Below are 23414 nucleotides of genomic sequence, written 5' to 3' on the forward strand. Positions count from 1 at the left end.
TCTCCTTTTGTCTATTCTTTTACTGATCCAAGAGTCATCCCTTGAATAAAGTACTTTTGTAAAAATGGATAGATCACGACGACAGGAACCGTCGTTACCACCATAGTTGCTAATTGCAATGACTGAGAAGTCGTATTTCTGACCACATTGGTGCCTGTTGCTACTGCAGGCGATAGATTTTCCGAAACGATCCGAAATAGTAACATTTGTAAAGGATATAAACTACGATCATCAACATAGATATTGGCGGTCATGTAGTCGTTCCACTGAAAGACGCCGTGGAATAATGCGATGGTTGCCAAAACTGGAAGGGACAATGGCAAAATGATTTTTACGAAAATAATAAAAGGATTGGCGCCATCCATCATGGCAGATTCTTCCAGCGAAAATGGAATGCTCCGGAAAAAATTCATCAAAATCACCATGTCGTAAAAAGAAAATAAAACAGGTATGATGTAAACCCAAAAATTATTTAACAAGCCGAGTTCTTTAAATAAGAGAAAGGTAGGAATCATCCCTCCAGAAACGAACATCGTTAAAATCCCCATGTTCATATAGATTTTCCGCCCCATTAAGTTTCTACGACTCATCCCGTAAGCAACCATCGCCGTCAATGCCGTATGCAAAACAACACCAATCACTGTTTTTGCAACTGAGATGACAAAGGCTTTATAGATCGCAGAATCTTCAAAAACGGTGTAGTAACTTTCTAGTGAAAATTCCCGTGGCCAGAAATAGATCCCCCCTCTTGCGGCATCGGTTGCATCATTGAAAGACAAGGCGACGATATTCCATAGTGGCAACGCAATGATGGCTAAGAAGAACACCATGAAAATCACATTGGCAGTATTGAAGATCTTCTCATCTTTTGAAAATGTTTGTTTCATACTTTCCCTCCTCTAAAAGACTGATTCATCACTGATTTTTTTTGTCAAAAGATGACTACCGACCACAAGGATCAATGAAACAACCGACACAAATAGACCAACGGCGGTCGCATAGGAGAAGTCTCCTTGTTGAATCCCCATTTTATAGACGAATGAATTAATGACTTCACTGGACTGATAATTGACAGGGTTTTGTAAGACGAGTGTTTGATCGAGGTTCGAACCCAATAACCCACCGACTGACAAAACAAATGTCAAGGCGATAATATGACGGATCGAAGGGATCGTGATCCGAGTAATCTGCTGAAACTTCGTGGCGCCATCCATTCTCGCTGCTTCATAAAGAGCTGGATTGATCCCTGTCATAGCAGCGATGTATAAAATCGTATTCCATCCAACTTCTTTCCAAATATCGGAAATGACTGCAATCGCCCAATATTTTTCGGGATCAGTCAAGAAGCGGATCGGTTCATCGATCAACCCAACACCTAACAGTAAATTATTGACCAAACCGGTATCAGACAACCACGTAATAAACATGCCTCCTAAGATGACCCAAGAAAGAAAATGTGGCAAATAAGACACCGTTTGAACAACCTTCTTCAAGCGCACATGAACGATTTCATTGATCAATACCGCTAAGCCAATCGCTGCTGGAAAACCAATCAGTAGTTTAAAAAAGCTGATGCCTAACGTATTACTCATCACCGTCCAAAACATTGAATCACTAAAAAATTCTTGGAAATATTGGGTACCGACCCACTCTGCATTCGCGATCGAATCAAGCACTGAGTAATCTTTAAATGCGATGACGATCCCGTATAGTGGGATAAAATTAAAAATAATCATCAGGATAATCCCTGGCCAAACCATTGCTTGATAAAAACTTTGGCCTTTTAGTTTCTGCAAAAAGGTTCTTTTCTTTGGGGTTGCTTTAAGTACGACTCCTTTAGATTCCATTGTTCCACCCTTTCTAAAACGCTTACTTTTTCATCTGAAGGAAATGAGTTACTTCCTTCGTTGGTTCATCAACTGATAGACCGCACCAATCATACCTGCATCGTTTTTTAATTTTGCACGTCGAATCGGTGCAATCGTGCGTCCTTCTAAGTAACCAATACTTTCATGGCGAGCTTTTAGCTGACAGAGGTTCTCTTCAAGCCTTGCCATAAACCCATCATTTTCACTGATCCCACCACCAATCAAAATCAGCTCGGGATCAAATGTACTGATCAAATTGAGCAAGCCCACTGATAAATCTTGAAAAAACTGTGCAAGCACTTGGTTCGCTACCACTTCTCCTTGCGCTCCTCGCTGAAAGATCTCCACCGCATCTTGAGGGAAATCACTCCGACCAAGCTGTTGAAGTGCCAACTGGTACTGGTGGCAAAGCCCCCCCACGACAGCAGCTCTTTGGTTCAAGGAAACAGTTTCTAAATTTCCTTGGTCAGGTAAGCTATCGATCAGCATCCATCCGAATTCACCTGCCATGCCATGGCTGCCGCGATAGAGCTGATCATTAACAATGATCCCACCGCCAATGCCTGTACCGACGACAAGGCATAGATAGTTCTCACAGTTCTGTGCGTGCCCAAGCCATTTTTCAGCGATCGCCGCTGCATTGGCATCATTTTCAACCATGACCGGTAGCTTGACACGTTCTTCTATTTCTTGCTTTAAATTGATTCCATAAAGGGATTTGATTGATCCTGCTGTAATCATCGTGCCATCTTTTTGGATGATGCCCGGTGCGCTAATCCCGACACCATCGACTATTGCTTCTTGCTGCAATGATTTGATCAATGCTGTGATGGATTGCAAAAATCCCTCCTTTTCATGGATCGTCGGCAGCTGTCCTTTTTTGACAATTTCACCGTTTTTCAAGATCACACCATATTTGATGGTGGTTCCTCCAACATCGATTCCAATAAACATTGCTTCACCCTCATTATTCATTTACTTGTTTTGTCGATTGATTGATGCACAATTCCCCTGGTAAAACGTAGGAGATCCCAATGGCATTTTCCTCAATCATTTCGATCAAGTGTTTGACTGCCGTGACCCCTTGCAATTGGATTGGATTTTTCACAGTCGTCAACCGAGGCATGAAATAGTCCAAAAGATCGATGCCATCAAAACCAATTACGCTGAAATCATCTGGCACCCGCCACTTGGTCTCATGGATCGCCTTGACCGTTCCGATCGCACTAAGATCATTTCCCGCCAGAAACGCTGTGGGTAAATCTTTCTGCTCTAACAAAAACTGTTGCACACGGACTCTCGTTCGTTCTTCTTCAAAGAACCCCTGTAATTGATAGTCCGACCTTTTAGAAACCCCTACCTCGTTTAATGCTTCTAAATACCCTCTTAAGCGCTCATCACTATCATAAACACCAGTGATACCACTGATAAAGGCAATTTTTTTGTGGCCAAGAGACAAAAGATACTCGGTGGCTGCTTTTCCTTTTTCGAAAGAATCAAAGACTACACTGCCGAAGTTCTTCTCTTGAATGTTTCGATCGATAAAGACGGCTTTGATTTGTTCTCGTTCCATCGCAGCCAAATCCTGCTTTGTTAAAAAATCTTCAAAGCCAATAATGCCATCAACAACACCGCCTAATATACTATTGAGAACCACTCGTTTATCCGTGGATAAGAAGACATTGACCGCATAACCATGTTTTTCTGCCTCTCTGGCAATCGCTTCAACTAATACGCTAAAGTAAGGCCCTTTCATGCTGGTAGTGTAGAAACCGAGCATTTTCGTTTTCGTGTTTTTCAATTGTTTGCCCATTAAATTGGGAACATAATGCAAACGTTGTGCTGCCGCCACCACACGTTCTTTCGTAGCTGGGCGAACAACATCGACACCGTTGAGTGCTTTGGAAACCGTCGCAATCGACACATTTGCTTCTTTCGCTACTTCTCGGATCGTGATTCGATTTGCCAAATGACCCTCACCTCCTAAACTGATCCCGCAAAAATAAAAACGTTTTTATTTTATCGGAAAAATGAACGACCGTTACCTCACTGGTCATCTGATAATCCAACTATATATAAAAACGTTTTCATCCACAATGATTCTAGGGCTGATTGGCGTTTGTACCAGCAACTTGAAACCTGTGCCATCATGGTACAAGTTGTACCTACAAAAAAAAGCCTCGAAAGGCTTTTAAATCGTGAGCGTACCAATCAACTTCGCTGAGGCAGCAGCAAAGCCAAGGTATAAAGAAATCGTACCAGGATCACTTTTTGTCGAGAAATCGGAATGAACGTAAGCAAAATCCTCTGGTGTAACATAGAATGTATGCTGCCTTTCTTCGCCTGCAGCAAGATGGATTTTTTGCCATTGTTTTAATTCCCGCATCGGTCGCGCTACTTCTGTAACATCGTCTCTGCTATAGAGTTGCAGTGTCGTCGTATGCGGCACATCTCCCTCATTTTTCAGCGTGCAGCTGATCTCAAATGGTGCATCCTTTTCCTGAGGATTAATGATTTGGGTGTGGGTGATCGTGCATCGACCATAGCCCATCCCCGAGCCAAAAGAAAACAATGGCTCATTTTTTTCATCCATATAACGCGAAATATATTTTTGATCACTATTCTCTTCAGTCAGTGGACGACCTGTAGAGAGTTGAGCATAGGTCATCGGTAATTGGCCTTCTGCTCGAGGAAAACTCATAGCTAAACGTCCTTGCGGTTCAGACTCGCCCATCAACAAATCTGCCAACGCATTGCCTCCTTCTGATCCAGGGAACCAGGCAATCATGATGGCTTGGCAAAGAGGCTCGATGGCGGTCAAAACCAGTGGTCTGCCACAGAAAAGAATCGTTGCGATCCTAGGATTGACCTGACTTACTGCTTCAATCAATGCTTCTTGCTTTCTTGATAAAGAAAGTTTGGTCAGACTTGCCGCTTCTCCCGCTTCCTCGCTAGTTTCCCCCAGAGCCAATAAAACAACCTCAGCTTCTTTAGCAACTTTACACGCCTCATCAATAAAGGTACTCGTCAGCATTTCCCCATCAGGATACGATAAGACAGTTAAGTCAATTTCTTTTTGAGAAAGACCCTCCGCTAAGGAGACCGCAGCCTCCGGTTTGCCGATCCACGACCAAGCCCCCAAAAGATCCTTCGAAGCTGCTTTGGGGCCGATCAACGCGACCTTTTGCTTTTTCTGCAACGGTAACAGTGCTTGGTTTTTCAGAAGAACCGTTGTTTTCTTTGCTGCTTCTCGTGAAAGGTGGCGTGTTTCCTGCGCTAATTTTGGTGCTAAGTTGCCCTGCACTAATCCTCTAAAAGGGTCTTCAAAAAGACCCAACTTATTCTTTAAGCTTAACACATGAAAGACAGCCTTATTTAGCTGCTCGTTCATTTCAGGTTCTGCATGAATGATTTGTTCCAATGCATTCAGATAGCAATCGCTCATCATATCCATTTCCACGCCAGCAGTAAAAGCTTTCTTTGCGGCTTCCTTTCGATCAGCAGCTACACGATGCGCCATCAATTCCGCTACCGCTGCCCAATCTGAGATGATCAAGCCGTCGAATCCCAGCTTTTGTCGTAATACTTCCTGCAATAAGGGTTGATTTGCGGTGGCAGGAACACCGTGGATCGTATTAAAGGAGGTCATTACTAATTGTGCCCCTGCTTCAATCGCAGCCTGAAATGCGGGCAAATAATTCTGATAGAGCTCCAGATCGGACAAATCAACGGTATGGTAGTCCCGTCCACCTTCTGCAGCGCCATAGCCGATAAAGTGTTTGACACAAGCGGTAATTCGCTGTTTATTTTCTGCAAGGGAAGCAGTTCCTTGATACCCTCGTACATAAGCAGCCGTCAATACAGAAGATAAGGTGGGATCTTCCCCATTACTTTCCAAGACCCTTCCCCAGCGCGCGTCTTTGACATGATCCGCCATCGGTGAAAACGTGACATGGACACCAGCTTCTGCCGCTTCTTTCGCTGAAGCTTTAGCAACCTCTTCCACTAACTGCGCATCAAAGGAAGAGGCTAAGGCAAGCGGAATTGGGAAAATCGTTTCATACCCATGGATAACATCTGCCATAAAAACAAGGGGAATCTTTAAACGACTTTTCTTAAGATAAGACGTTTGGATGGCATATACTTGTTCAGCAGTATGAGTGCCCAACACAGAACCAATCGTAAATAATTGGTCTTCACTCATTTGCCATTGCTGCATCGGACCCGTGATTTCTCCTCCTTGTGCAAAAAAATCTGGCGTCAGTTGGACTAACTGGCCCACTTTTTCAGCTACGGTCATTTGGTCAATCAGTTCTTTTAGTTTTACGGTTTCCACTATTATTCTCTCCAATCATTCGGTTCTCTTCTTTTGCTTAAAAAAAGCCCTATTTGCGCCTTCTTAGCAGAAGCAAAAAAGTATCTATTCCTTTCATCCAGTATAATTAAAAACGTTTTCAAAAAAAGATAGTGTTCCTACTTTGGTGCAACTCATGGGAAAAAGGAAAAATCTTCATCATGGTACAAGGTGTACCACAAAAAATGGATCGCACCGAATCCCCTGATACATGCGACATTGTCTCTTCCATGATTCTAATAAAAAGAAGCTGCAGCTAGTTGCAGCTTCTTTTTACTTTATTCTTAAGGAACAAATGAAAGTTCCCAGAGGATCGTTGCTGTATATCGCGTGGCTTGAGGTGCTGCACTCACTGGCACCTCAAGTTTCACACTTTGATCCATTGTTTCTCGATCGCCAAAGCGCTGGACCCAAGTGCCTCTACCTTCGTTGGCATTTGCTTGCGCAATCACTTCAGCCTGTCCAACAGTCAGGGTTGCTTGCGGTTTAAACGTAGGGGGATCAGACACATTCTCTCGAGTCGTTGCTACATCGATATTGTTTAACAAAATTCTAGCACCATTCAGTTGATGCCCTTCATCACTTTCAAAAGGGGTTCGTAAGGTTGCACGGAGGGTCCAACCAGAATTTTCCCGCCTCCGATCCGAAACTTGCACATAATTAGGGCGTAGATTATCATTTGGATCAGCCGGATGAAGCAGTTTTTGCGGTAAGGCATCATAGGTCGTCGTTTCTGACCGAATGCCAACTGTCCCAAACTGGAATTGGGAAACAAAATCCAAGCTGACAAACCCTTGTTCTTCATCAATCTCAGGCGGATTCTCAGGGTTTACTTGCGTATCCGGGTCAAGAGGATCTACTGGTTGCGGAGTACTTTCCAAACCATAAACCAGCCAGTATTCTTGTTCATCTCGGGTGACTCTTGTTTCCAGCGGCTGACCGTCCCGCTCGTAAAGATATTGATAATAAGGAATCTCCACAGGCAGAATATCGACCGATTCATTTACGAATTCTCCTTGATAGGTTGGTTCCCTCAGTGTTACCCCTTCTTCATCTATGTGATTGATCTTGATGTTCGATGGCACGCGATCAAATAAAAAAGTCACCTCCTGATGGAACGGCTGCGGCATAATGTCAAATGTATCTGGGTCAAAGTGTTCTGCTTCATACTCAACACCATAATAGTCATACCCTAACTGATAGGGTTCATCGCTCTCTCGGTTCTTGGGGTCCAGTGTATGAAGAAAACGTAACGGCAGATCCAGTGTATCAGCAGGAAGAATAGGCTCTCCTGTCTCTCGATCCAGATAGTTTACATGGACGGTTCCGGTACCAATGTAGTAGTTCATTTCTTCAAAATAAAAGGTATGGCGATCACTTCTCGCTCCCGTACTGCCGGCTATAATAAATGCCATTGCAGAAACATCAGCGGTCTGCCAATCACTGATATCACGTCGCCAAATCCGATCTCTATACGTAACTTGAAACCAGCGACCTTCATTATTTGGCTGATATTCAATCAAGATCGGATCATCTGCCCCATTTCTGGCACCCGTTCTTGCTGCTGGAGCATCATTTCCCATATATGTTTCCAGTAATACTGGTGTCCTATGATAGATAAAGCCAGCAAAGGGTGCATCGCCGACTTGTATTGGATCCCTTTCAACGGTAAACCTATTACTATCAAAAAGACCTCGAGTATCATTATAATTATTATCTAGTTTAAAAGCGAAGGCATCTCTCAGTCCACCGATCCCAAATGCATTGCCCTCATGACCTCTTATGTGAGTCTCAGAATTATGAAAGCCAAATGCCATCCCATCAGCACCACGTGGTTTAGACCCTATATTGGCTCTACCTTTAAGCGTAAATGGCTGATCCAGACTAATTCTGTCTTTTAAGGTAACATAACCGACTGACCAAGTGATATCTTCTGTCAAGACTAATAGACCCGTTTCTTCATTGTAAGTAGCAGTGCCTTGGACATCAAAGTGTTCTCTAAAATTGTTTTTGTCAATCGTCACTTCGACCATCTGCTCACTTCTATCATCCACTTCCGCCTCTTTCGCTGCCGCATCCGAAGCCTCGTCTCCTTCTTCCTCTTGTGCAGCTTCCGCAGAATCATTTTCATCTTCGTCTTGATCAGTATCTTCGATCACCGTGTTTTCCACTATCAGAAGCCGTTGTGACGCAGACTCGGCAACGATGAGCTCATATTCTCCGATCGTATCCACAATAATCGGTAAGACAAAGGTGGTTTGTGGGACCTCGCTGATCAGCTGCCACACCCCTTTGTTTTCTGTTTTTACAGCAGTTAGCCCCTCCATCAATGCTTCCTGATCGATGATTACTTGTTCAGGCAAAGCGAGGTCCACCGTTTCAAGGGCATCTTCTGAGTAAAAGATAAAATCTAGTACATAATCGACTTCTCCTTGGATCAATTCTTCTGGAAAGAAGATTTCTCCGATTACTTCTTCAGCTGATTTCTCCTCTTGCTCATTCTCTGGGGTCCACGAATAAATCGTCTCGGCATTCATGATCGTGAACGTCATAATCAGAGGGAGTAAGATAAGCAAAACCAGTAATTCTTTATTTTTTTTACGAAAAAATGAGTTCATCCCATTCACTCCTAAATGTCATTCTCTTGTTTGTTAAATGGACGCTATTCCCACTTTGGGGAAGTAGCTTTTCCTTTTCGAATGATTTGTTTTAGTACATATAAGTCAAGCGCGATAATTATCAAAAGACAGCCTAGAATCACCCAATCCAATCGCTGGACGGTGTTAGTCTGAGGCAGTTCTCCCCCCGGCTTCACCGTGTCTTGCGGCGGGCGTAGGACTGGTCCTGTTGGCGGTGATGGTTCTGGAGGATCTAGCGGTTCATATACTCCTGCAAACTGCACGGTTCCATCTGTTTCGGTTGATCGCAGCTCATCGCTGAAGCTTGTTATTGGAAAACTGCAAGCGACCCATAAGGCGAGACAGCCTTTTAGAAGTTTTGCTAAAAAACGCGCACCTTTGATGTTCATTCTCCCTCCTCCTTTTATAGAATTCACTTCAAAAACCATCGTTTTTGAGATTATAAAAGGATTTGCAAGAAATGTGGAAGAAAACCATTTTAAAGCATGGTTTATCAGCCTTATTAAAAATATCACTCAAAATAAAATAACATATCTCAAAAACGATGGTTTTCAAACATGTTCTATTTATTATATCGTTGATTGACTTTTGATAAAATTCACATTCTTCATCAAATGGTGAATATTGTGAATCTCCGTTATCTTTCATGGCTCATTTCTTCCAAAATACGCGTCATTCTATAAAAATCTATTGAAAACGACACGAATTCAGGTCATTCTTGCTGCACACATTGTCTCGCCCCTCAGTTCCTCTTGCTAGTCGCTTTACTTTCTTTAAAAACAGCAAACTTTTCAAGTCGATTCCCATCGATACCTACACCTATTTTTTTCACAATAAAAAAACAAACAGCCAAATCATTCCATCAAAGGAATCCCTTTTGATGGAATGAAGCTGTTTGTTGATTTACGTGTGAATAAAGAGAAAAATCCGTTTACAATTCTTCTGCTGTTAACGAAAACTGACGAACCGTCTCTGATAAAGCTTCCACTAAGAAAAGACAAGGAATTTGCGTCGTCAAATCTTCATACTTGTTGATGCGTTTTACATCAACTGAATAGTCCAAGACATAATCGGACATTCGTCCCAGAGTGCTATTGGCGTCACTGGTGATCGCTACCGTAGTGAAGTCTGGATTGTTACGAAACCCATTGACGACTTCAATAATCTCGGTAGTCGTTCCCGTGATGGACAAGACGACGATCATATTATCCGAAGTATGCTTCAACTTAGCAAAAATGGGGTACGTATTATCCACTAATGCATAGCTATTAAACCCAATCGTAGCAAAACGGCGGGCAGCGTATTCACACATGGAACCAGAGGCACCGATGCCATAAAAAATGATGTTGTCGCATTCCAACATTCTTTCTGCGATCCGACGAATCTTTCCTTCAATATCTCGCGGAAAATGTTCAGCATTCAGGACATTCATGCTGCTATAAAAACTAACGGCATCTAATTCAGGGACTTTAAATTGGGTGCGGAACTCCGTAAAGCTTTCGTACCCTAATTTACGGATAAAGCGCATGACCGAAGAAGCTGAAGTGTGGGATTCAAGCGCGATCTCACGGACACGCATGTAAGGAATTTTATCACTTTGGCTGGACATGTAATGATAGATTGCACGATCGGTCTCTGATAACTCATTGAAATCGATTTTTCCAAAAAAAGACATCTTAAACGCTCCTATTTTTTTGTTCTCCTATCAATGTACCATAAGCTGGCAGAAACATCACAACTGTTTGACAAGAAACAATTCCATCGGCTGTTCAAATCCAGGACTTGTCAAAAGTAACCCACCGGCATCTTGGTAACCGAGTTTGCGATAGAAATGCTGTGCCTGCTCGTCGACTTGTGTGGAAGTCAAGCAAAGCGCATGGCCAGCTGCTTTTTGCTGTTGTTCCCAATAAGTAACCAACCGTTTCCCGATTCCCTTGCCTTGATGCGCTTTTGCGATCACTAACATGGTACAAAAAGGAATCGTGTCCCAGAAAAAATTGTAGCGCAGCAACCCTACTGGCTGGTCGTCTGCAACTACAACATAAGCAGTTTTTTCCATTATCTTTTTGGCGAAGACTTCCGTTGGTAAGTGAGTATCCAAAGAAAACCAAAATGCTTGATCTGCAGCTACTGCCGGTCGAATCGTAATCACTGATGTTTCCTCACTTCCTGCTGTCTTTTTTGTCTTATCTTTGAAAAATGGTCTATTTTAGTCACTTTCCGTCTTTTCGTATTCAGAAAGCAATGCTAAAAAGGCGTCGCCATACTTATCCAACTTGTTTTGGCCAACTCCTTTGATCTGTAAAAACTCGATCGGCGTTTTTGGCTGAACTTCTGCCAGCTCTCGCAGTGTTTTATCAGAAAAAACCACATACGGCGGCAAATTTTGTTCTTGTGCGAGATTCAATCGTAAGGTGCGCAGTTGATCGAATAGCTCATCATCCACCACTAACTGTTTGACTTTGGTTTGTTTTCGATAAACTTTTGCTTTTCCAAGCAACACATCAATCCCCGCATTGGTCACACTTAACAACGGGTATTGCCCTTCAGAAGGCAAAAGATACCCTGATGCTGTTAAATAATCGATCAGCTGATTGACTTCCTTTTGGGACCAATCTTTCATTAATCCATAAGTCGGTAATTTTTCAAAGCCCCACTGTTTGACTTTTTGATCGCCTGAGCCAGTTAGCACTTTCCCCACCAGGGCTTTCCCAAAGCGTTCGCCCATTCGTTTCACACATGACAACACTTTTTGTGTATCCACTGTGATATCCACTTGTTCTCTTTCATCAAGACAATTGCTGCAACGACCGCAATCGGGACCATCTTCTCCGAAATAACGCAAAATATAGCGCTGCAAACACAATTGGGTATGTCCGTATTGGCTCATCTCCCGCAACTTCAAGTATTCGTTTTGGCGATAAAGAATGTCTGATTCGGATTGATCGATAAAGAATTGCTGGATCTGCATGTCTTGCGGCGCATAAAGCAAGATCGCATCACTGGGTTCCCCATCTCGTCCAGCACGCCCTGCTTCTTGATAATAAGACTCCAAATTACCTGGTATCTGGGCATGGATCACGAAGCGGACGTTGCTTTTGTTGATTCCCATTCCGAATGCATTGGTGGCTACCATCACTTGCAGGCGGTCATAGAGAAATTCTTCTTGGAAAAAGGAGCGCTCTTCTTCTGAAAGCCCGCCATGGTAATACCCGACTGACACGTGTTCATGCTTCAACAGGTGATAGATTCGTTCCACTTCTTTGCGGGTGCTGGCGTAAATAATACCTGATTGTCCTTGGTTCATTTTCAAATACGTCGTTATGTAGGTATCTTTTTGATCCTTGACGACTTGAAAAGCCAAATTTTCCCGCGCAAAGCCGGTCTTGACTTGATTTTCAGCTGGAATCGAAAGTAAGTTTTCGATATCTTCGGCAACTTTGGGCGTAGCTGTTGCGGTAAGGGCTACGATCGTGGGCTTTTGTTCCCAATTGTCGATCGTTTCAGCGAGCCGCAGATAGCTCGGGCGAAAATCGTGGCCCCATTGGGAAATACAGTGGGCCTCATCAACGGCTAACAAAGCGATCGGCATCTGCCGCAGCGAATAGCGAAAAGCTTCTGAGTCCAGACGTTCTGGAGAAACGTACAGCAGCTTGATTCGTCCTTGGCGAGCTTCTTGCAAGCGTTGATTGATCTGTGCTCCTGTCAAGGAAGAATTGATGTAAGCAGCGGGGATCCCCATATCAACGAGGCTGTCTACTTGATCTTTCATTAAAGAAATCAAAGGTGAAATGACCAAGGTGACCCCATCCAGCAAGAGCGCTGGCAACTGATAACAAATCGATTTCCCGCCACCAGTAGGCATGATTCCTAAAACATTTTGTTGTGTTAAAATAGATTGAATAATCGTCTCTTGACCTTCACGAAACTGTGAATAGCCAAAATGTTCTTTTAAGACTGTTTGAATAGTTTGCATAATACCCTCTTTTCCATTTCCTTATTATACGCAATTAAGTACGCAAAGAAAACGGCATTAAGAGAACTTTCGCTTTTTATTCGCTTTTCATTGAAATCAACCAAAGGAGTCTTCTACTATGAAAAAAGTTGTGATTATCGGCGGTGGGATCATTGGATTGACCCTCGCCAATTATCTTGATAAAACCAAATTTGACGTGACTGTCGTTGATTCCCTTATCGGGCAAGCAACGTCTGCTAGTGCTGGCATCATCTCCCCTTGGCTCTCCAAACGCCGCAATAAAAAATGGTACCAGCTTGCACAAGACGGTGCCGCGTTTTTCCCACAATTGGTGCGGGATTTTGCTTTAGATGAATCCATCTATGCCCCCTGTGGCACGTTGGTGGTGCGTCCCGAAAACGCGCTTCAGGAGCTAGCAGATCTGGCTGTGAGTCGGCGCAAAGAAGCCCCAGAAATCGGCGAGATCGATTTGCTGACAGGACCACAAACCAAAGAGGCACTGCCATTATTGAAGGAAATGCCCTCATTACGGATCTCAGGGGGTGGTCGTTTAGATGGTCGTGCTTATCTTGCGCACGTAAAAGGAGTTGCCTTACAGCAGCAAGTCACTTTTATCGAAGAAAAAGACGAGATTTTAAGAAAGGACAGCCATTGGCAAATCAAAGCAAAGGATCAACTCCTTGAGGCGGAGGTTCTTTGTCTGACAGCTGGACCTGGATTGTTAGACTTGTTATCACCTTTGGGGTATCACGTTGATATTCGTCCGCAAAAAGGCCAATTGCTTTCCTTTGCTGCCAACTTGCCGACAGATAATTGGCCAGTCGCCATGCTAGAGGGTGAAGGCGACTTGATCCCCTTCTCAAATGGTCAAATTTTATTAGGCGCTACGCATGAAAATGATGCGGGTTGGGATCTGACGCCTACGGAAGCTGCCAAGCAGCAATTGATGACAGGAATCGGTGCTTTTCTTGAAGTCCCCGAAGCACTCTTTGCCACGCCTGTGACCATGCGCGTTGGCACACGTGCCTATACTTCTGATTTTGCGCCGTTCTTTGGGGAAGTGCCTGATGAAACGAATTTGTTCGCCGCCAGTGGACTTGGTTCTTCTGGGTTAACGACCGGGCCTTATATCGGTTATCTCCTAGCCAATCGGATCAATGATGGACGATCTCAAACCAAAAACTTCTCGAGCTACACAAAACCGATGACAGAATATATCAAGAAGCGTCTTTGACAGAAGACTAAAAAACCACCAGAACCGCTAGGGTCTGGTGGTTGTCATTGATAGTCTTGCAGAGTTACGATACAGTCTTCTAGCTGATCGCTAAACATATTCTCCTGTTTCCCAATAATCGAGTAACATTTCATTGATGATCTCGCGATCCAGTGGTTCTCGGAAATCGTCATCAAAGGCATCTTCGATCGGAACATCGCCAACAGCTTTAATACATACTGGAACGACGGGATCTGGGTGATCTTCTGTGGTCAACACTTTTTCAATTTTGATCTTATGTGTCCAATCTGCCCCCATATCATAAATGTAGGTCATGGACTTGCAATACTGAAAATCTTGGTCAATACCGGAAGCATCCGTTGGTACGGAATTGCCTAAGCCGATCGATTTCGAACCGGCAATAAACAAGTACAAATGTTGATTCATCCACTCAAAGGCAATCTGGATCAACATATGCAGCTGCTCATAAGTCAGCCCTGCAGGAATGATCAAACGACGCCAAATTGGCGGACGGTATCCTTCTAAATCAATACGGATCTGATAGGCGACTGGTCTATTCGCCGCTTCATCAAAGGCCGTATGTTTCGTTGGAAATGGGACGATTTTTGGCGAGATTGCAGCAATACGCGGGTCATCAACGGGCAATAGTTCATGTTCTTCAGGATCGGTGTCTTGAATCATCGCTAACATCGCTTCTTTCTTTTCAGCTGACCAAAACTGGGGTTTGGACATCCGTGCGAAAAAGATAGGTTGTTTTTCAGCCAATACAAAGGCGATTTCTTGGTATTGTGATTTGGTGATATGCTTTTCTTTATACATGCAGTAATAAAAGTCTTCAATGGCTGTTTTGGCAAACGGAAGAAAATTTAAACTGTACGGTACTTCTTGAGGCAGCATTTCGGTGTACACCGATTCGACAAAGACTTTGTCTTTTAATTTAGTCATGCCACCATCTGTTTCCGCGCAAAAGATCAAGTAAAAAACAGGATCTAAGTAGTGTTCAAGATCGTCGTCACTAACCACACTTGGTCCGCCATACAAATCAACGTGATCCATCATACGGTCAATCACTTTCGCTAATTTCTTCAATGTTTTTTCCAAAAAAATTCTCGCTCCTTCCTATCAAGTTTACTTTGACGAAAAGAGCGAGGATTGTCAATCTTTTTTTTAATGGGAAAGCATTTCCTGTGCAATTTCTAATCCGCTCATCCCAGTTGGGTAATAGGTTGGCCAATGATCCATTTCTTCTAATAAAGCTTCATGACTATCATTGCCGAAGTAGATATGGAAATGATGGGACGCACTTGGTGCGATCATATGGTCGCTGAATTGGATGTATTTGAATGCCGCATCTTCGTCAGTGCTTTCAAACAAGAAACGTACGCCACGATTACCAGCGGAATAGTTCAAAATCTCTTTGCCAGTATACACATAATTTGCTTCTTTCTTCGTACCATCATCGAAGATAAACGTCATTGTATTGTCTGTGATCTTGATCTGAGCAACATCTGTTTGATAACCGGTCGTATAATACTCTTTGTATTCGTCAGCCGTCATTTTCTTGTCCATTTTTGCTTTATAATCAAACACTTGGTCTAATGTTCCGTCTTGTAAAAATGGATACACGGATTGCCATTCTCCTGCCCAATCAGATAAGGGACGATCTTGAACATCTGCATCCTCGAAATAGCCGTTATAAACCGTTTTTTCTTTTTCGGCTTCTGCTATTTCTTTGTCATTTGCTACATCGGTCGTTTTTCTCAAGGCATCACGGTTTTGTTCCATGATCGAAATATAGTCTTCCCCGTTATCCATTTGTTCTTGGGTCAATCCTTCTAATGGATTCAAGACAGCCAGTTCAACACCTGCTTCTGAAGCTAACGTTCGTGCAATGCTGTCTTTGGCATTTTCTTCAAAGTAAATCGTTTGGATACCTGTTTCTTGAACGAACTCTTTTAGTTCTGCGATTCGTGAAGCGGAAGGTTCCTCGCTTGGTGAAAGACCAGAGATTGGTACTTGGGTCAACCCGTATTCCAATGCCAAATAACCAAAAGCTGCGTGCTGGGTCACGAAGTGATTTTGCGCTGGATTGCTAAACGCTTCTTCATAAGACGCATGAAGCTCTTGTAACTTCGCTAAATAATTCGCAGCATTTTCAGCAAAGGCTGTCGCTTTCGCTGGATAAGCCTCACTTAGTTGGTCACGGATCGCCTCTACTTGTTTCATGGCTAAGCTTGGTGCTAACCAAACATGGGGATCCAATTCATGGGAATGACCATCATCGCCATGATCGTGGTCATGATCATGATCCTCGTCTCCTGGAAGTAAGACCATTCCTTCTGTGGCTTTGACCACTGTCACATCGCCATCATTTAACGTAGCTTCAATCGAAGGAACCCACATTTCCATGTTTTCATTGTTGTAGACAAAGACATCCGCATCTTGGATCTTTGCCATGTCCTTTGCAGAAGGTTCGTAGTCGTGGGAATCAGTGCCTGCGGGCATCAATAATTCGACCTGCCCTTCCTCCCCTACGACTTGGCGTGTAAAATCATACATCGGATAAAACGTGGCCATGACCTGAATTTGTTCATTCTCAGAAGAGGCGTTTCCTGACTGCTCCGTAGCGTCAGAACCACCTTGACCACAGGCAGCCAATGCGAGGGCTACTGCTGATAACATCGTTATTTTAAAAAACTTCTTCATTTTCTAACTACACTCCTTTTATTTTTCCTCTTTTTCTTTCCCTTGGTAAAATACTGATAAATCAATTACGATTTACAAAAACAAAACGTAACGTTTACGTTTTACCATCGGTTTTATACTTTACACAACTATTTGCAACCTGTCAACCGCTTTTTCACTTGTTTTTTTATATGTAAAAACCTTCATATGTACCACCACAGATATCAGTGAAGAAATTTCCTTGAAAGACTTGCTCTGCTGATTTTTTTTCAATCGTCGAACATCTCTTTTTATTGTCCTTTGCTGGGTCCTGTGCTACACTCGAGGGGTAATTGAATAGAAGATTATCCACTAGGGGCGCTTTATGCTGAGATAGACGTAAGTCTGGTCCCTTAGAACCTGATTTGGTTAGTACCAACGTAGGGAAGTGGCAGCGCATGATTTTTCGCGTTCCCATTTTTTCTGTCTACGTGTGGATAGAAAAAGGAGGAACGCTTTTTTTGTAGACAGAAAAACCATCGAGAGGAGAAGAGAAAATGACAAATGAACCAATCGCCTGTGCCGTAGGCGGGATCGATATCACTGGGTGCCGAGTAAGTTTGTACCCCATGAAAGACCACTTTGCGCAACAAATCGTCGCGAGCATTGAGCGGACGGATACAACAGCTGTTTGGCAGCAAACCGATCTGTTCAGCACCCTTTTCCGAGGGGAAGCCCCAAGTGTTGTCGATGCGGCAGCTGGGCTATTTATCAACGCTTACGAATCCAAGACACACCTCGTGGGTGAGTTTACTTTTTCTAAGGGCTGTCCTGGCGATTCTGCAGGTGACGCGTTTTTGAATGGAGAACAGGCACAACCCAATAAAGCAAGCAATCTTATGAATGGTACGTTTGACGTGGATTGTAAATACTCGTTTTATGTATTTGGGGAAAACAATTATATGGAAGAGATCGCCACCATCGTCCAACTGGCAGAAACCTATGGTTTGGCTCCTCGCTCCGCCCATTATGTCACGATGCTGACGGGAACGGCCAGCCAACTCTTTGCGTATTTTGAAGCGGCATTAGCGTATGCCCATGACCATCTTCCCCATTATGTGTTAGAAGCAACGGTCTCAGTCAACAGTCCTTCCAAAAAGAAGGCGGTGTCGCATGACTAAATGGGTCTTAAAAGATGTCATTATGGTGGGGATCGCTTCGTTGATTTTTGGCGTGATCTATTTGGGCGCTGTTCATTTTGGGCTGTTGTTAGGTACGCTTTTAACCCCCTTTGGTTTGTCTGTTTTAGCGAATGAGTTTATTTTCGGGGTTTGGTTCATGGCAGCGGCTTTTGCTGGCTATGTGCTGCGCAAACCGGGCGCAGCGACGATCACTGAGATGATCGCAGCACTTTTAGAAGTGTTTATGGGGAATTTTTATGGACCGATTATTTTTATCAGCGGGTTTGTACAAGGGATTGGAACAGAAGCTGGCTTTGCATTAGGTGGCTACCGTCGCTATGGCTGGTTCCCTTTGATCACTGGTGCCATTGGCGCCACGATCACGAGTTTTCTTTGGGGGATCATTCGGTCAAATTTCGTTGACTTGCAATGGCAGTTGTTGGTGGTGATTTTTATTATTCGCTTGCTTTCTTCTTTATTCTTTTCCGCCTTTTTGGTCAAGATCGTCTGTGACCATCTGACACGCATGGGCGTTCTCAACAGTTACCCGATTGCTGAAGACCAAACCATTAGCGCCAAACGAGAAGCGGCATGAGCCTGCTCGTGAAAAACGGCTGCTTTTTCGTGGATCAAAAACGGCTTGATCTGACACTGTCTTTAGCCCCCGGAGAAACAAAAGGAATCTATGGTGCTTCAGGAACAGGAAAAAGCACTCTTTTCCACCTCTTAGCGGGGCTTAACGAGAAAGGGTTTGAAGAAGGAACCTATACGATCGATGACCGAATGCTAAACCAGCTTTCCATTCGAGAAAGAAGCACGTCGATCAGCTTACTGTTTCAAAATCCAGATATGCAATTTTGTATGGCCACGCCTCGAGAAGAACTACTGTTTTGTCTTGAAAATCAATGTATTCCCCAAGCCGACATGCCAAAAAAAGTAGCGGATGCCTTGACGTTTTGCGAGATCAGCCATCTTGCCGATCAGCCCTTTACGACCTTGTCTGGCGGTGAGAAACAGTTAGTAGCATTGGCTTGTTGTCTGATTTTAAAGAGTCGCTACTTGCTTTTGGATGAACCATTTGCCAATTTGGACGCCGACACAAGTCAAAAAGTCATTCGAAAACTGCGACAGCTCCAAAAGCAACATGCCATTGGCATCTTACTGATCGACCATCAAATCAAAGAAACTGCTGACTGGGTAGCTGAGTGGCTACTGATTGAAGAAGGATTCAGATCCGTCGATCAAGAAAAGATGCGCACACTCGATCAGGAGCTGCGCAGGTCACTACCGCCTGTTGAGATTAAGAAACTTTCTGCAAAAGAGCGGCTATCTTTTCAAGATTTTCGCCTGCCGATCCGTAACCAAGCGATTGTTTTTCCGAATCTTACCTTTGATAGTGGGACAATGATTGGGCTCACCGGACGTAGCGGCAGCGGCAAATCTTCGTTTTTAAAAGCGATCTTGCAGCAGCAAGCGTACTCAGGAACCATTCGCCTGTGCGGGGATCCAATCAAGAAGCATCCCTCCCCTTTTCGGTCCATCAGCTGGATCATGCAAAATCCGCAGGACCAGTTTTTGGCTGCTACAGTGGCACAGGAGCTTAGCAAAGGACGTGCAGCGACCGAGAGTGACAAACTGCTGGAAAAATTGCGACTACAAAACAAGAGCACTCAGTCCCCTTTTCTACTCAGCCAAGGCCAGCAAAGACGCTTGGCAGTAGCAGCTTTATTGCAGCGACCAGTCAAATTACTGTTGGTGGATGAACCGACCTATGGCCAAGATGTCAAGCAAGCTTGGCAGGTCATGCAGTTGTTAGCCGAAAAAGCCGCAAGCGGCACCTTGGTTTTAATCGTTAGTCACGATGTCTTATTATTGGAAGCATTTTGTTCACAAATCATTGATTTTAATCATTATGAAAAGGAGGACATAGATGCGCACCCTCAACCCGACAGTCAAGTTATTCGCCATTTTAGGACTCGCCTTACTGGTTTCTTTTCAAAATAATTTCAGATTGAATCTGCTACTCTGTGTCCTGTTCTTTGCTGTTTCTGTAAACGAACGCTCTTTGAAAAAAAGCCTTTTGCTTGTTTCTGCATTGACCTTGGCAGCTGTGGGGGTCTTTTTCACCGGACTCCTTTACTACCAGGACAACCAAGGTGGCTCCTCGTCAGCAGCAGCTATGCGCTATGGACTTGACATGGCAAGCCGTATCTATTGCTTTGGTATGTTGGGCAGTTCTTTCAGTGTATCGACCACGATAAATGAGCTGATTTATTCGCTGCAGCAACAGCTGCGACTCCCCGCCGTTTTTGCCTATGGTCTGCTCGCTGCGTTTCAAATTGCGCCCATCATTCCAGCCGAGTATCAGAATATCCGTAATAGCATGCGTTCTAGAGGAATCCCCGTCAATCTATTTTCATTCAACATGCTGATCCCTTTACTGGTCAAATCGATTCGTTGGTCTGAGCTCTTGGCGACTGCGATGCTTTCAAGAGGATTTGACAGCGAGGCAAAGCGAACCTACGCCAAGTCATTTCGCATCACTTTCGCCGATATGCTCTTTCTATCTTTTTGTCTGATAATCGGCCTCGCTGGAACACTGCTCTTATAAAGGGGAAAAAGAGAAAAAGCCAAAGAAACACTGCCGTTTCTTTGGCTTTTTCCTTCTTATGGCTAAGAGATGATTGATTTTTTTATGGATCCAGATTTGATTTGATAGAGCGTTACAAACAAGGTGGTCACTAAAATATACATTGCGAAAAGGAAATACATGTTTTTAAAAAGCTGGATCGTCGTTTGATTGAGCCAAGCCCCAACTTTAGGGATATAAAAAATGGGTTGCCCAATCAATTGGCTTTTTTGGATTTCTTTTGGTTCCATCTGGCTTTGGTTATCACCGATCGTATAAAGCACCGATTGGTTTTCTCCCACTGCAACGATTCGCCGTGTGCGCATCTGTCTGCCGTGATCGACATAATAGGTCACTTCATTACCAACGACCAAATTGTCTTCTGAAGCCTTTTTAACAAAAAGTAATGTCCCTTCGGAATATGTAGGTTCCATTGCATCGCTGTTAACGATGGCCATTGTGAAACCAAACGCATGAGGAATCACGACCGCTAAAACAGAAATCAGCATAAACAACAATACAAAAAGTGAGAGCATGATACTTTGTTTTGGCAAAAGTTTCATTTTCTTTTCTCCTTCTAAGGCTCAGTTTCTTTTTCGATTCTATAACATAATTAAATTTTTTTCAAATATTTAAAAACGATTCATTGAATTTTTATGCGTATTTTTTCTGATTATTATTTGACTTTATTTTACTATTTATATTATGCTAAAGGCGATTAAAAAACACAGGAGAAAAAGTATGCTTTTTTTAAATAACAAGTTCTTTTTTAAACGTTGGATTCCCTTTATCCTACTCGTTCTATTTTTGCTAGGAAGCATCGGTTTTTTTCTTATACTCTTCTTATCTCCTACTTCTGATAACCATACCGTGGAGAAGAAGGAAGATTGGATTTTTTATGCGGAAGACAATCCTGATTCTACTTTTATTAGCCGTTATGTGAAATATTTACCTAGCGTAAAAGCCAATGATCGATTTGTCATGCAGCGAAAAATGACCAATGAATACAAATATCCAACGATGCTTCTGATTGGCGATCATCAACACATGACCGTCTATCTGGATGATCAAGAAATTTATACCAATGAAGCTGCCGAACATTCATTGACCTTCAACCATCCTGGCAAAACCTTATCTTTTATCACATTGCCAGAGGATTACGTTGGAAAGACGTTGAAGATCTACGTGACTAGTCCTTTCGACACCTATTCTGGCTTTCCAGCCGAGGTCTTTTTCGGTCCTGCCAATGCATTGATCGGTTATGTTTTTAGTCTATCAATTTTGAATATCTATATCCTCCTATTTACCGGATTTATTTGTATCCTTAATTTATTTTATCTCTTCGTTTCTTTTATCAACCAAAGAAAGCTGAAAGTATCTTCCATTTTATTCAGTGGCTTTGCCTTAAGTGCAGGTTTAGAAGCAGGCTTCGGGGATCTGCTGGGTGGACTGCTTTTTTCTCCCATCGTGAATTCATTTATGTTAAATTTTCTTTCGATTATTACGCCCATGTTTTTGATTGGGTTTTACTACACAAACATGCACTTCGTACGTAAGTATTATCAGAAATGGTTGTTTGTTCACTACTCCTTCGGGATCTTTGCCATGTTTTTGGCACTTTTTCAAAAACAAAGTTTGCCAGTCGTCATGAACTATCTGTTTTTATTAAATATCACCAGCACCTTTGTGACTTCGTTTGCGGCGATTTATGAGGCGTTAAAAAAGAATCAATTTTATGTCCTTTGTGCACCTTGGATCGTTGTCGCGGCAATCGGTCATGGGTTCTTGTATATCCAGGATATTTTAGTCCTCCCGCAATCTGACATCAATTGGCGCTCGATCATCTTTTTCTTACTGATACTTATTTTTACTTGTTATGGGTTCCTCGAACTCTTTTTTGCCAGTGAAGGCAAAAATAAGCAGATCGACACAGCAGACATCAAAGTGCGATTGTATGAAAATCAGCAGGCGATCGGTCCAGATCAAACGGCACAATGGCAGCAAGTTTTACAAACCATCAAAAAGAGAACCCATACCATTAAAGACATGTTAGAAGACGAACAACTAGCGGCTGCGTACGAAGGTCTTTGCGAGATTGAAGAAGAAATCAAGCAGCAGCTAACGATCCCTGCGGTTGAAAAAGAATCGATCACGACGATGCTGCTTGCTGATTATCAACACACCGCCGCTCAAAAAAGGATTACCCTTACCTGCGATGACCTCACGGAACCACTGGAACGATTGGACGAAAATGATCGTCTGTCCTTGATCGCCCATTGCTTAGAGTACGCCATCCGCTACACCTGTTCGGTCACAGATCCTCAAAATCGCAAGCTTTCGTTGAAAGTGACTGACACAAAAGAACAGCTGCATATCGACTGTCAAATGCCGCTTTTAACAGAGGATGAGGCAGAAAAACTGCAAACTGATGAAGCAAAACGACAGGCGATCCATACCGATGTGCAAATGCTGGAACAAATTTGTCTTGTCTATCAAGGAAGTCTGCGTATCGAGGATTCAGATGGTTTTCATTTTTTGCGTTTAACACTTGCCGCTAAAGCGGATCTGCTGTCTTTTGACTGACTGCCTTTTCTCCGATACGTTAAACGGTCTATTTTAAGAAAAAGCGAAAAAACTCTTGCTTTTTTCGCTTTTTCGCTTTAGCATGATAAAGAACAGCAACAAGCATTGGAATAGTAATTTTATGATGGTCTTAGAGAGTCGATGGCAGCTGAAAAATCGACACCCGCTGATAAAATGAACCTACCCAATGGCAATGACCGCAAAACGGTCGGTGGAAAGGCCTTATCCTTTATGAGTTGGATTATCCCGATCGATAATCAACAAAGGTGGTACCGCGAAATCCAAG

19 protein-coding genes, 1 riboswitch and 1 other annotated feature (1 of these 21 cut by a window edge) are annotated in these 23414 nt (G+C 43.2%); of the genes, 6 read left to right on the top strand and 13 right to left on the bottom strand.

Annotated elements, in window-relative coordinates:
* Positions 1-11: 11 nt before the first annotated feature.
* From ACTW1R_RS09925 to recQ, 10 genes are all read right to left on the bottom strand, one after another.
* Positions 12-887 carry a carbohydrate ABC transporter permease gene (locus ACTW1R_RS09925; protein ID WP_005236529.1) on the bottom strand — a complete coding sequence of 292 codons (876 nt, stop codon included), beginning with the start codon at positions 885-887 and terminating at the stop codon, positions 12-14.
* 12 nt (positions 888-899) lie between these two features.
* Complete coding sequence (locus ACTW1R_RS09930; RefSeq protein ID WP_016610970.1) at positions 900-1847, bottom strand: ABC transporter permease; 948 nt, start codon at positions 1845-1847, stop codon at positions 900-902.
* A 48-nt stretch (positions 1848-1895) separates the two neighbouring features.
* Entirely contained in the window at positions 1896-2822 is a 927-nt protein-coding gene (locus tag ACTW1R_RS09935; RefSeq protein WP_182454480.1) for an ROK family protein, read from the bottom strand.
* Between the two features lie 13 nt (positions 2823-2835).
* Positions 2836-3837 (bottom strand): LacI family DNA-binding transcriptional regulator, encoded by a 1002-nt coding sequence (locus tag ACTW1R_RS09940; protein WP_118215176.1) that lies wholly within the window; start codon positions 3835-3837, stop codon positions 2836-2838.
* Positions 3838-4059: 222 nt separating this feature from the next.
* Positions 4060-6204: a glycoside hydrolase family 3 N-terminal domain-containing protein gene (locus ACTW1R_RS09945; protein WP_375826603.1), complete on the bottom strand. Its 2145-nt coding sequence runs from the start codon at positions 6202-6204 to the stop codon at positions 4060-4062.
* 302 nt (positions 6205-6506) lie between these two features.
* Positions 6507-8840, bottom strand: coding sequence for a lectin-like domain-containing protein (locus tag ACTW1R_RS09950; RefSeq protein WP_375826604.1), 2334 nt, complete (start codon positions 8838-8840; stop codon positions 6507-6509).
* 44 nt (positions 8841-8884) lie between these two features.
* Positions 8885-9250, bottom strand: a complete 366-nt coding sequence (locus ACTW1R_RS09955; RefSeq protein WP_489927270.1) for an EF2685/EF0750 family sortase-dependent surface protein — start codon at positions 9248-9250, stop codon at positions 8885-8887.
* A 542-nt stretch (positions 9251-9792) separates the two neighbouring features.
* Positions 9793-10536: a MurR/RpiR family transcriptional regulator gene (locus ACTW1R_RS09960; protein ID WP_015509932.1), complete on the bottom strand. Its 744-nt coding sequence runs from the start codon at positions 10534-10536 to the stop codon at positions 9793-9795.
* Between the two features lie 57 nt (positions 10537-10593).
* A complete protein-coding gene (locus ACTW1R_RS09965) occupies positions 10594-11013 on the bottom strand; it encodes a GNAT family N-acetyltransferase (protein WP_060793049.1) in 420 nt (139 codons plus the stop codon).
* A gap of 57 nt (positions 11014-11070) precedes the next feature.
* The gene (recQ, locus tag ACTW1R_RS09970) at positions 11071-12837 is read right to left on the bottom strand and encodes a DNA helicase RecQ (protein WP_010749536.1); all 1767 of its coding nucleotides are present in this window, start codon (positions 12835-12837) and stop codon (positions 11071-11073) included.
* A gap of 118 nt (positions 12838-12955) precedes the next feature.
* Here recQ and ACTW1R_RS09975 point away from each other — a divergent pair, with 118 nt between their 5' ends.
* Positions 12956-14071, top strand: a complete 1116-nt coding sequence (locus tag ACTW1R_RS09975) for an NAD(P)/FAD-dependent oxidoreductase (RefSeq protein ID WP_489927271.1) — start codon at positions 12956-12958, stop codon at positions 14069-14071.
* Positions 14072-14161: 90 nt separating this feature from the next.
* Here ACTW1R_RS09975 and ACTW1R_RS09980 read toward each other — a convergent pair whose 3' ends face one another.
* Positions 14162-15172: a plasmid pRiA4b ORF-3 family protein gene (locus tag ACTW1R_RS09980; protein ID WP_060793052.1), complete on the bottom strand. Its 1011-nt coding sequence runs from the start codon at positions 15170-15172 to the stop codon at positions 14162-14164.
* A 66-nt stretch (positions 15173-15238) separates the two neighbouring features.
* Positions 15239-16777, bottom strand: coding sequence for a metal ABC transporter substrate-binding protein (locus ACTW1R_RS09985; protein ID WP_015509936.1), 1539 nt, complete (start codon positions 16775-16777; stop codon positions 15239-15241).
* A gap of 322 nt (positions 16778-17099) precedes the next feature.
* A riboswitch (TPP riboswitch) is annotated at positions 17100-17199 on the top strand.
* 93 nt (positions 17200-17292) lie between these two features.
* On the opposite strand from ACTW1R_RS09985, the gene ACTW1R_RS09990 reads away from it, so the two are divergent.
* The 4 genes from ACTW1R_RS09990 to ACTW1R_RS10005 are packed head-to-tail and all read left to right on the top strand — an operon-like array spanning position 17293 to position 20527.
* A complete protein-coding gene (locus tag ACTW1R_RS09990; RefSeq protein WP_375826606.1) occupies positions 17293-17916 on the top strand; it encodes a YkoF family thiamine/hydroxymethylpyrimidine-binding protein in 624 nt (207 codons plus the stop codon).
* Complete coding sequence (locus ACTW1R_RS09995; RefSeq protein ID WP_010749530.1) at positions 17909-18511, top strand: ECF transporter S component; 603 nt, start codon at positions 17909-17911, stop codon at positions 18509-18511. Before ACTW1R_RS09990 ends, ACTW1R_RS09995 begins: the two co-directional genes overlap by 8 nt.
* Complete coding sequence (locus tag ACTW1R_RS10000; RefSeq protein WP_375826607.1) at positions 18508-19920, top strand: ABC transporter ATP-binding protein; 1413 nt, start codon at positions 18508-18510, stop codon at positions 19918-19920. The genes ACTW1R_RS09995 and ACTW1R_RS10000 overlap by 4 nt, the downstream gene beginning before the upstream one ends.
* Positions 19847-20527, top strand: a complete 681-nt coding sequence (locus ACTW1R_RS10005; RefSeq protein ID WP_213356605.1) for an energy-coupling factor transporter transmembrane component T — start codon at positions 19847-19849, stop codon at positions 20525-20527. Before ACTW1R_RS10000 ends, ACTW1R_RS10005 begins: the two co-directional genes overlap by 74 nt.
* A gap of 62 nt (positions 20528-20589) precedes the next feature.
* On the opposite strand, the gene ACTW1R_RS10010 is transcribed toward ACTW1R_RS10005, so the two are convergent.
* Entirely contained in the window at positions 20590-21108 is a 519-nt protein-coding gene (locus ACTW1R_RS10010; protein WP_016610953.1) for a S24/S26 family peptidase, read from the bottom strand.
* A 178-nt stretch (positions 21109-21286) separates the two neighbouring features.
* Between ACTW1R_RS10010 and ACTW1R_RS10015 the strand changes: the two genes are divergently transcribed.
* Positions 21287-23128 carry a hypothetical protein gene (locus tag ACTW1R_RS10015; RefSeq protein ID WP_489927272.1) on the top strand — a complete coding sequence of 614 codons (1842 nt, stop codon included), beginning with the start codon at positions 21287-21289 and terminating at the stop codon, positions 23126-23128.
* A gap of 96 nt (positions 23129-23224) precedes the next feature.
* Positions 23225-23414, top strand: a binding site (T-box leader); it runs 15 nt beyond the window's last position.

This window comes from Enterococcus sp. R12 (assembly GCF_058135755.1).

Excerpts from the sequence above, each read along its gene's own strand:
- ACTW1R_RS09960 (WP_015509932.1), bottom strand. The coding sequence starts at position 10,536 with ATGTCTTTTTTTGGAAAAATCGATTTCAATGAGTTATCAGAGACCGAT.
- ACTW1R_RS09935 (WP_182454480.1), bottom strand. The coding sequence starts at position 2,822 with ATGTTTATTGGAATCGATGTTGGAGGAACCACCATCAAATATGGTGTG.
- ACTW1R_RS10005 (WP_213356605.1), top strand. The coding sequence starts at position 19,847 with ATGCGCACCCTCAACCCGACAGTCAAGTTATTCGCCATTTTAGGACTC.
- recQ (WP_010749536.1), bottom strand. The coding sequence starts at position 12,837 with ATGCAAACTATTCAAACAGTCTTAAAAGAACATTTTGGCTATTCACAG.
- ACTW1R_RS10000 (WP_375826607.1), top strand. The coding sequence starts at position 18,508 with ATGAGCCTGCTCGTGAAAAACGGCTGCTTTTTCGTGGATCAAAAACGG.
- ACTW1R_RS09955 (WP_489927270.1), bottom strand. The coding sequence starts at position 9,250 with ATGAACATCAAAGGTGCGCGTTTTTTAGCAAAACTTCTAAAAGGCTGT.
- ACTW1R_RS09930 (WP_016610970.1), bottom strand. The coding sequence starts at position 1,847 with ATGGAATCTAAAGGAGTCGTACTTAAAGCAACCCCAAAGAAAAGAACC.
- ACTW1R_RS09975 (WP_489927271.1), top strand. The coding sequence starts at position 12,956 with ATGAAAAAAGTTGTGATTATCGGCGGTGGGATCATTGGATTGACCCTC.
- ACTW1R_RS09995 (WP_010749530.1), top strand. The coding sequence starts at position 17,909 with ATGACTAAATGGGTCTTAAAAGATGTCATTATGGTGGGGATCGCTTCG.
- ACTW1R_RS10010 (WP_016610953.1), bottom strand. The coding sequence starts at position 21,108 with ATGAAACTTTTGCCAAAACAAAGTATCATGCTCTCACTTTTTGTATTG.
- ACTW1R_RS09925 (WP_005236529.1), bottom strand. The coding sequence starts at position 887 with ATGAAACAAACATTTTCAAAAGATGAGAAGATCTTCAATACTGCCAAT.
- ACTW1R_RS09950 (WP_375826604.1), bottom strand. The coding sequence starts at position 8,840 with ATGAACTCATTTTTTCGTAAAAAAAATAAAGAATTACTGGTTTTGCTT.
- ACTW1R_RS09990 (WP_375826606.1), top strand. The coding sequence starts at position 17,293 with ATGACAAATGAACCAATCGCCTGTGCCGTAGGCGGGATCGATATCACT.
- ACTW1R_RS09985 (WP_015509936.1), bottom strand. The coding sequence starts at position 16,777 with ATGAAGAAGTTTTTTAAAATAACGATGTTATCAGCAGTAGCCCTCGCA.
- ACTW1R_RS10015 (WP_489927272.1), top strand. The coding sequence starts at position 21,287 with ATGCTTTTTTTAAATAACAAGTTCTTTTTTAAACGTTGGATTCCCTTT.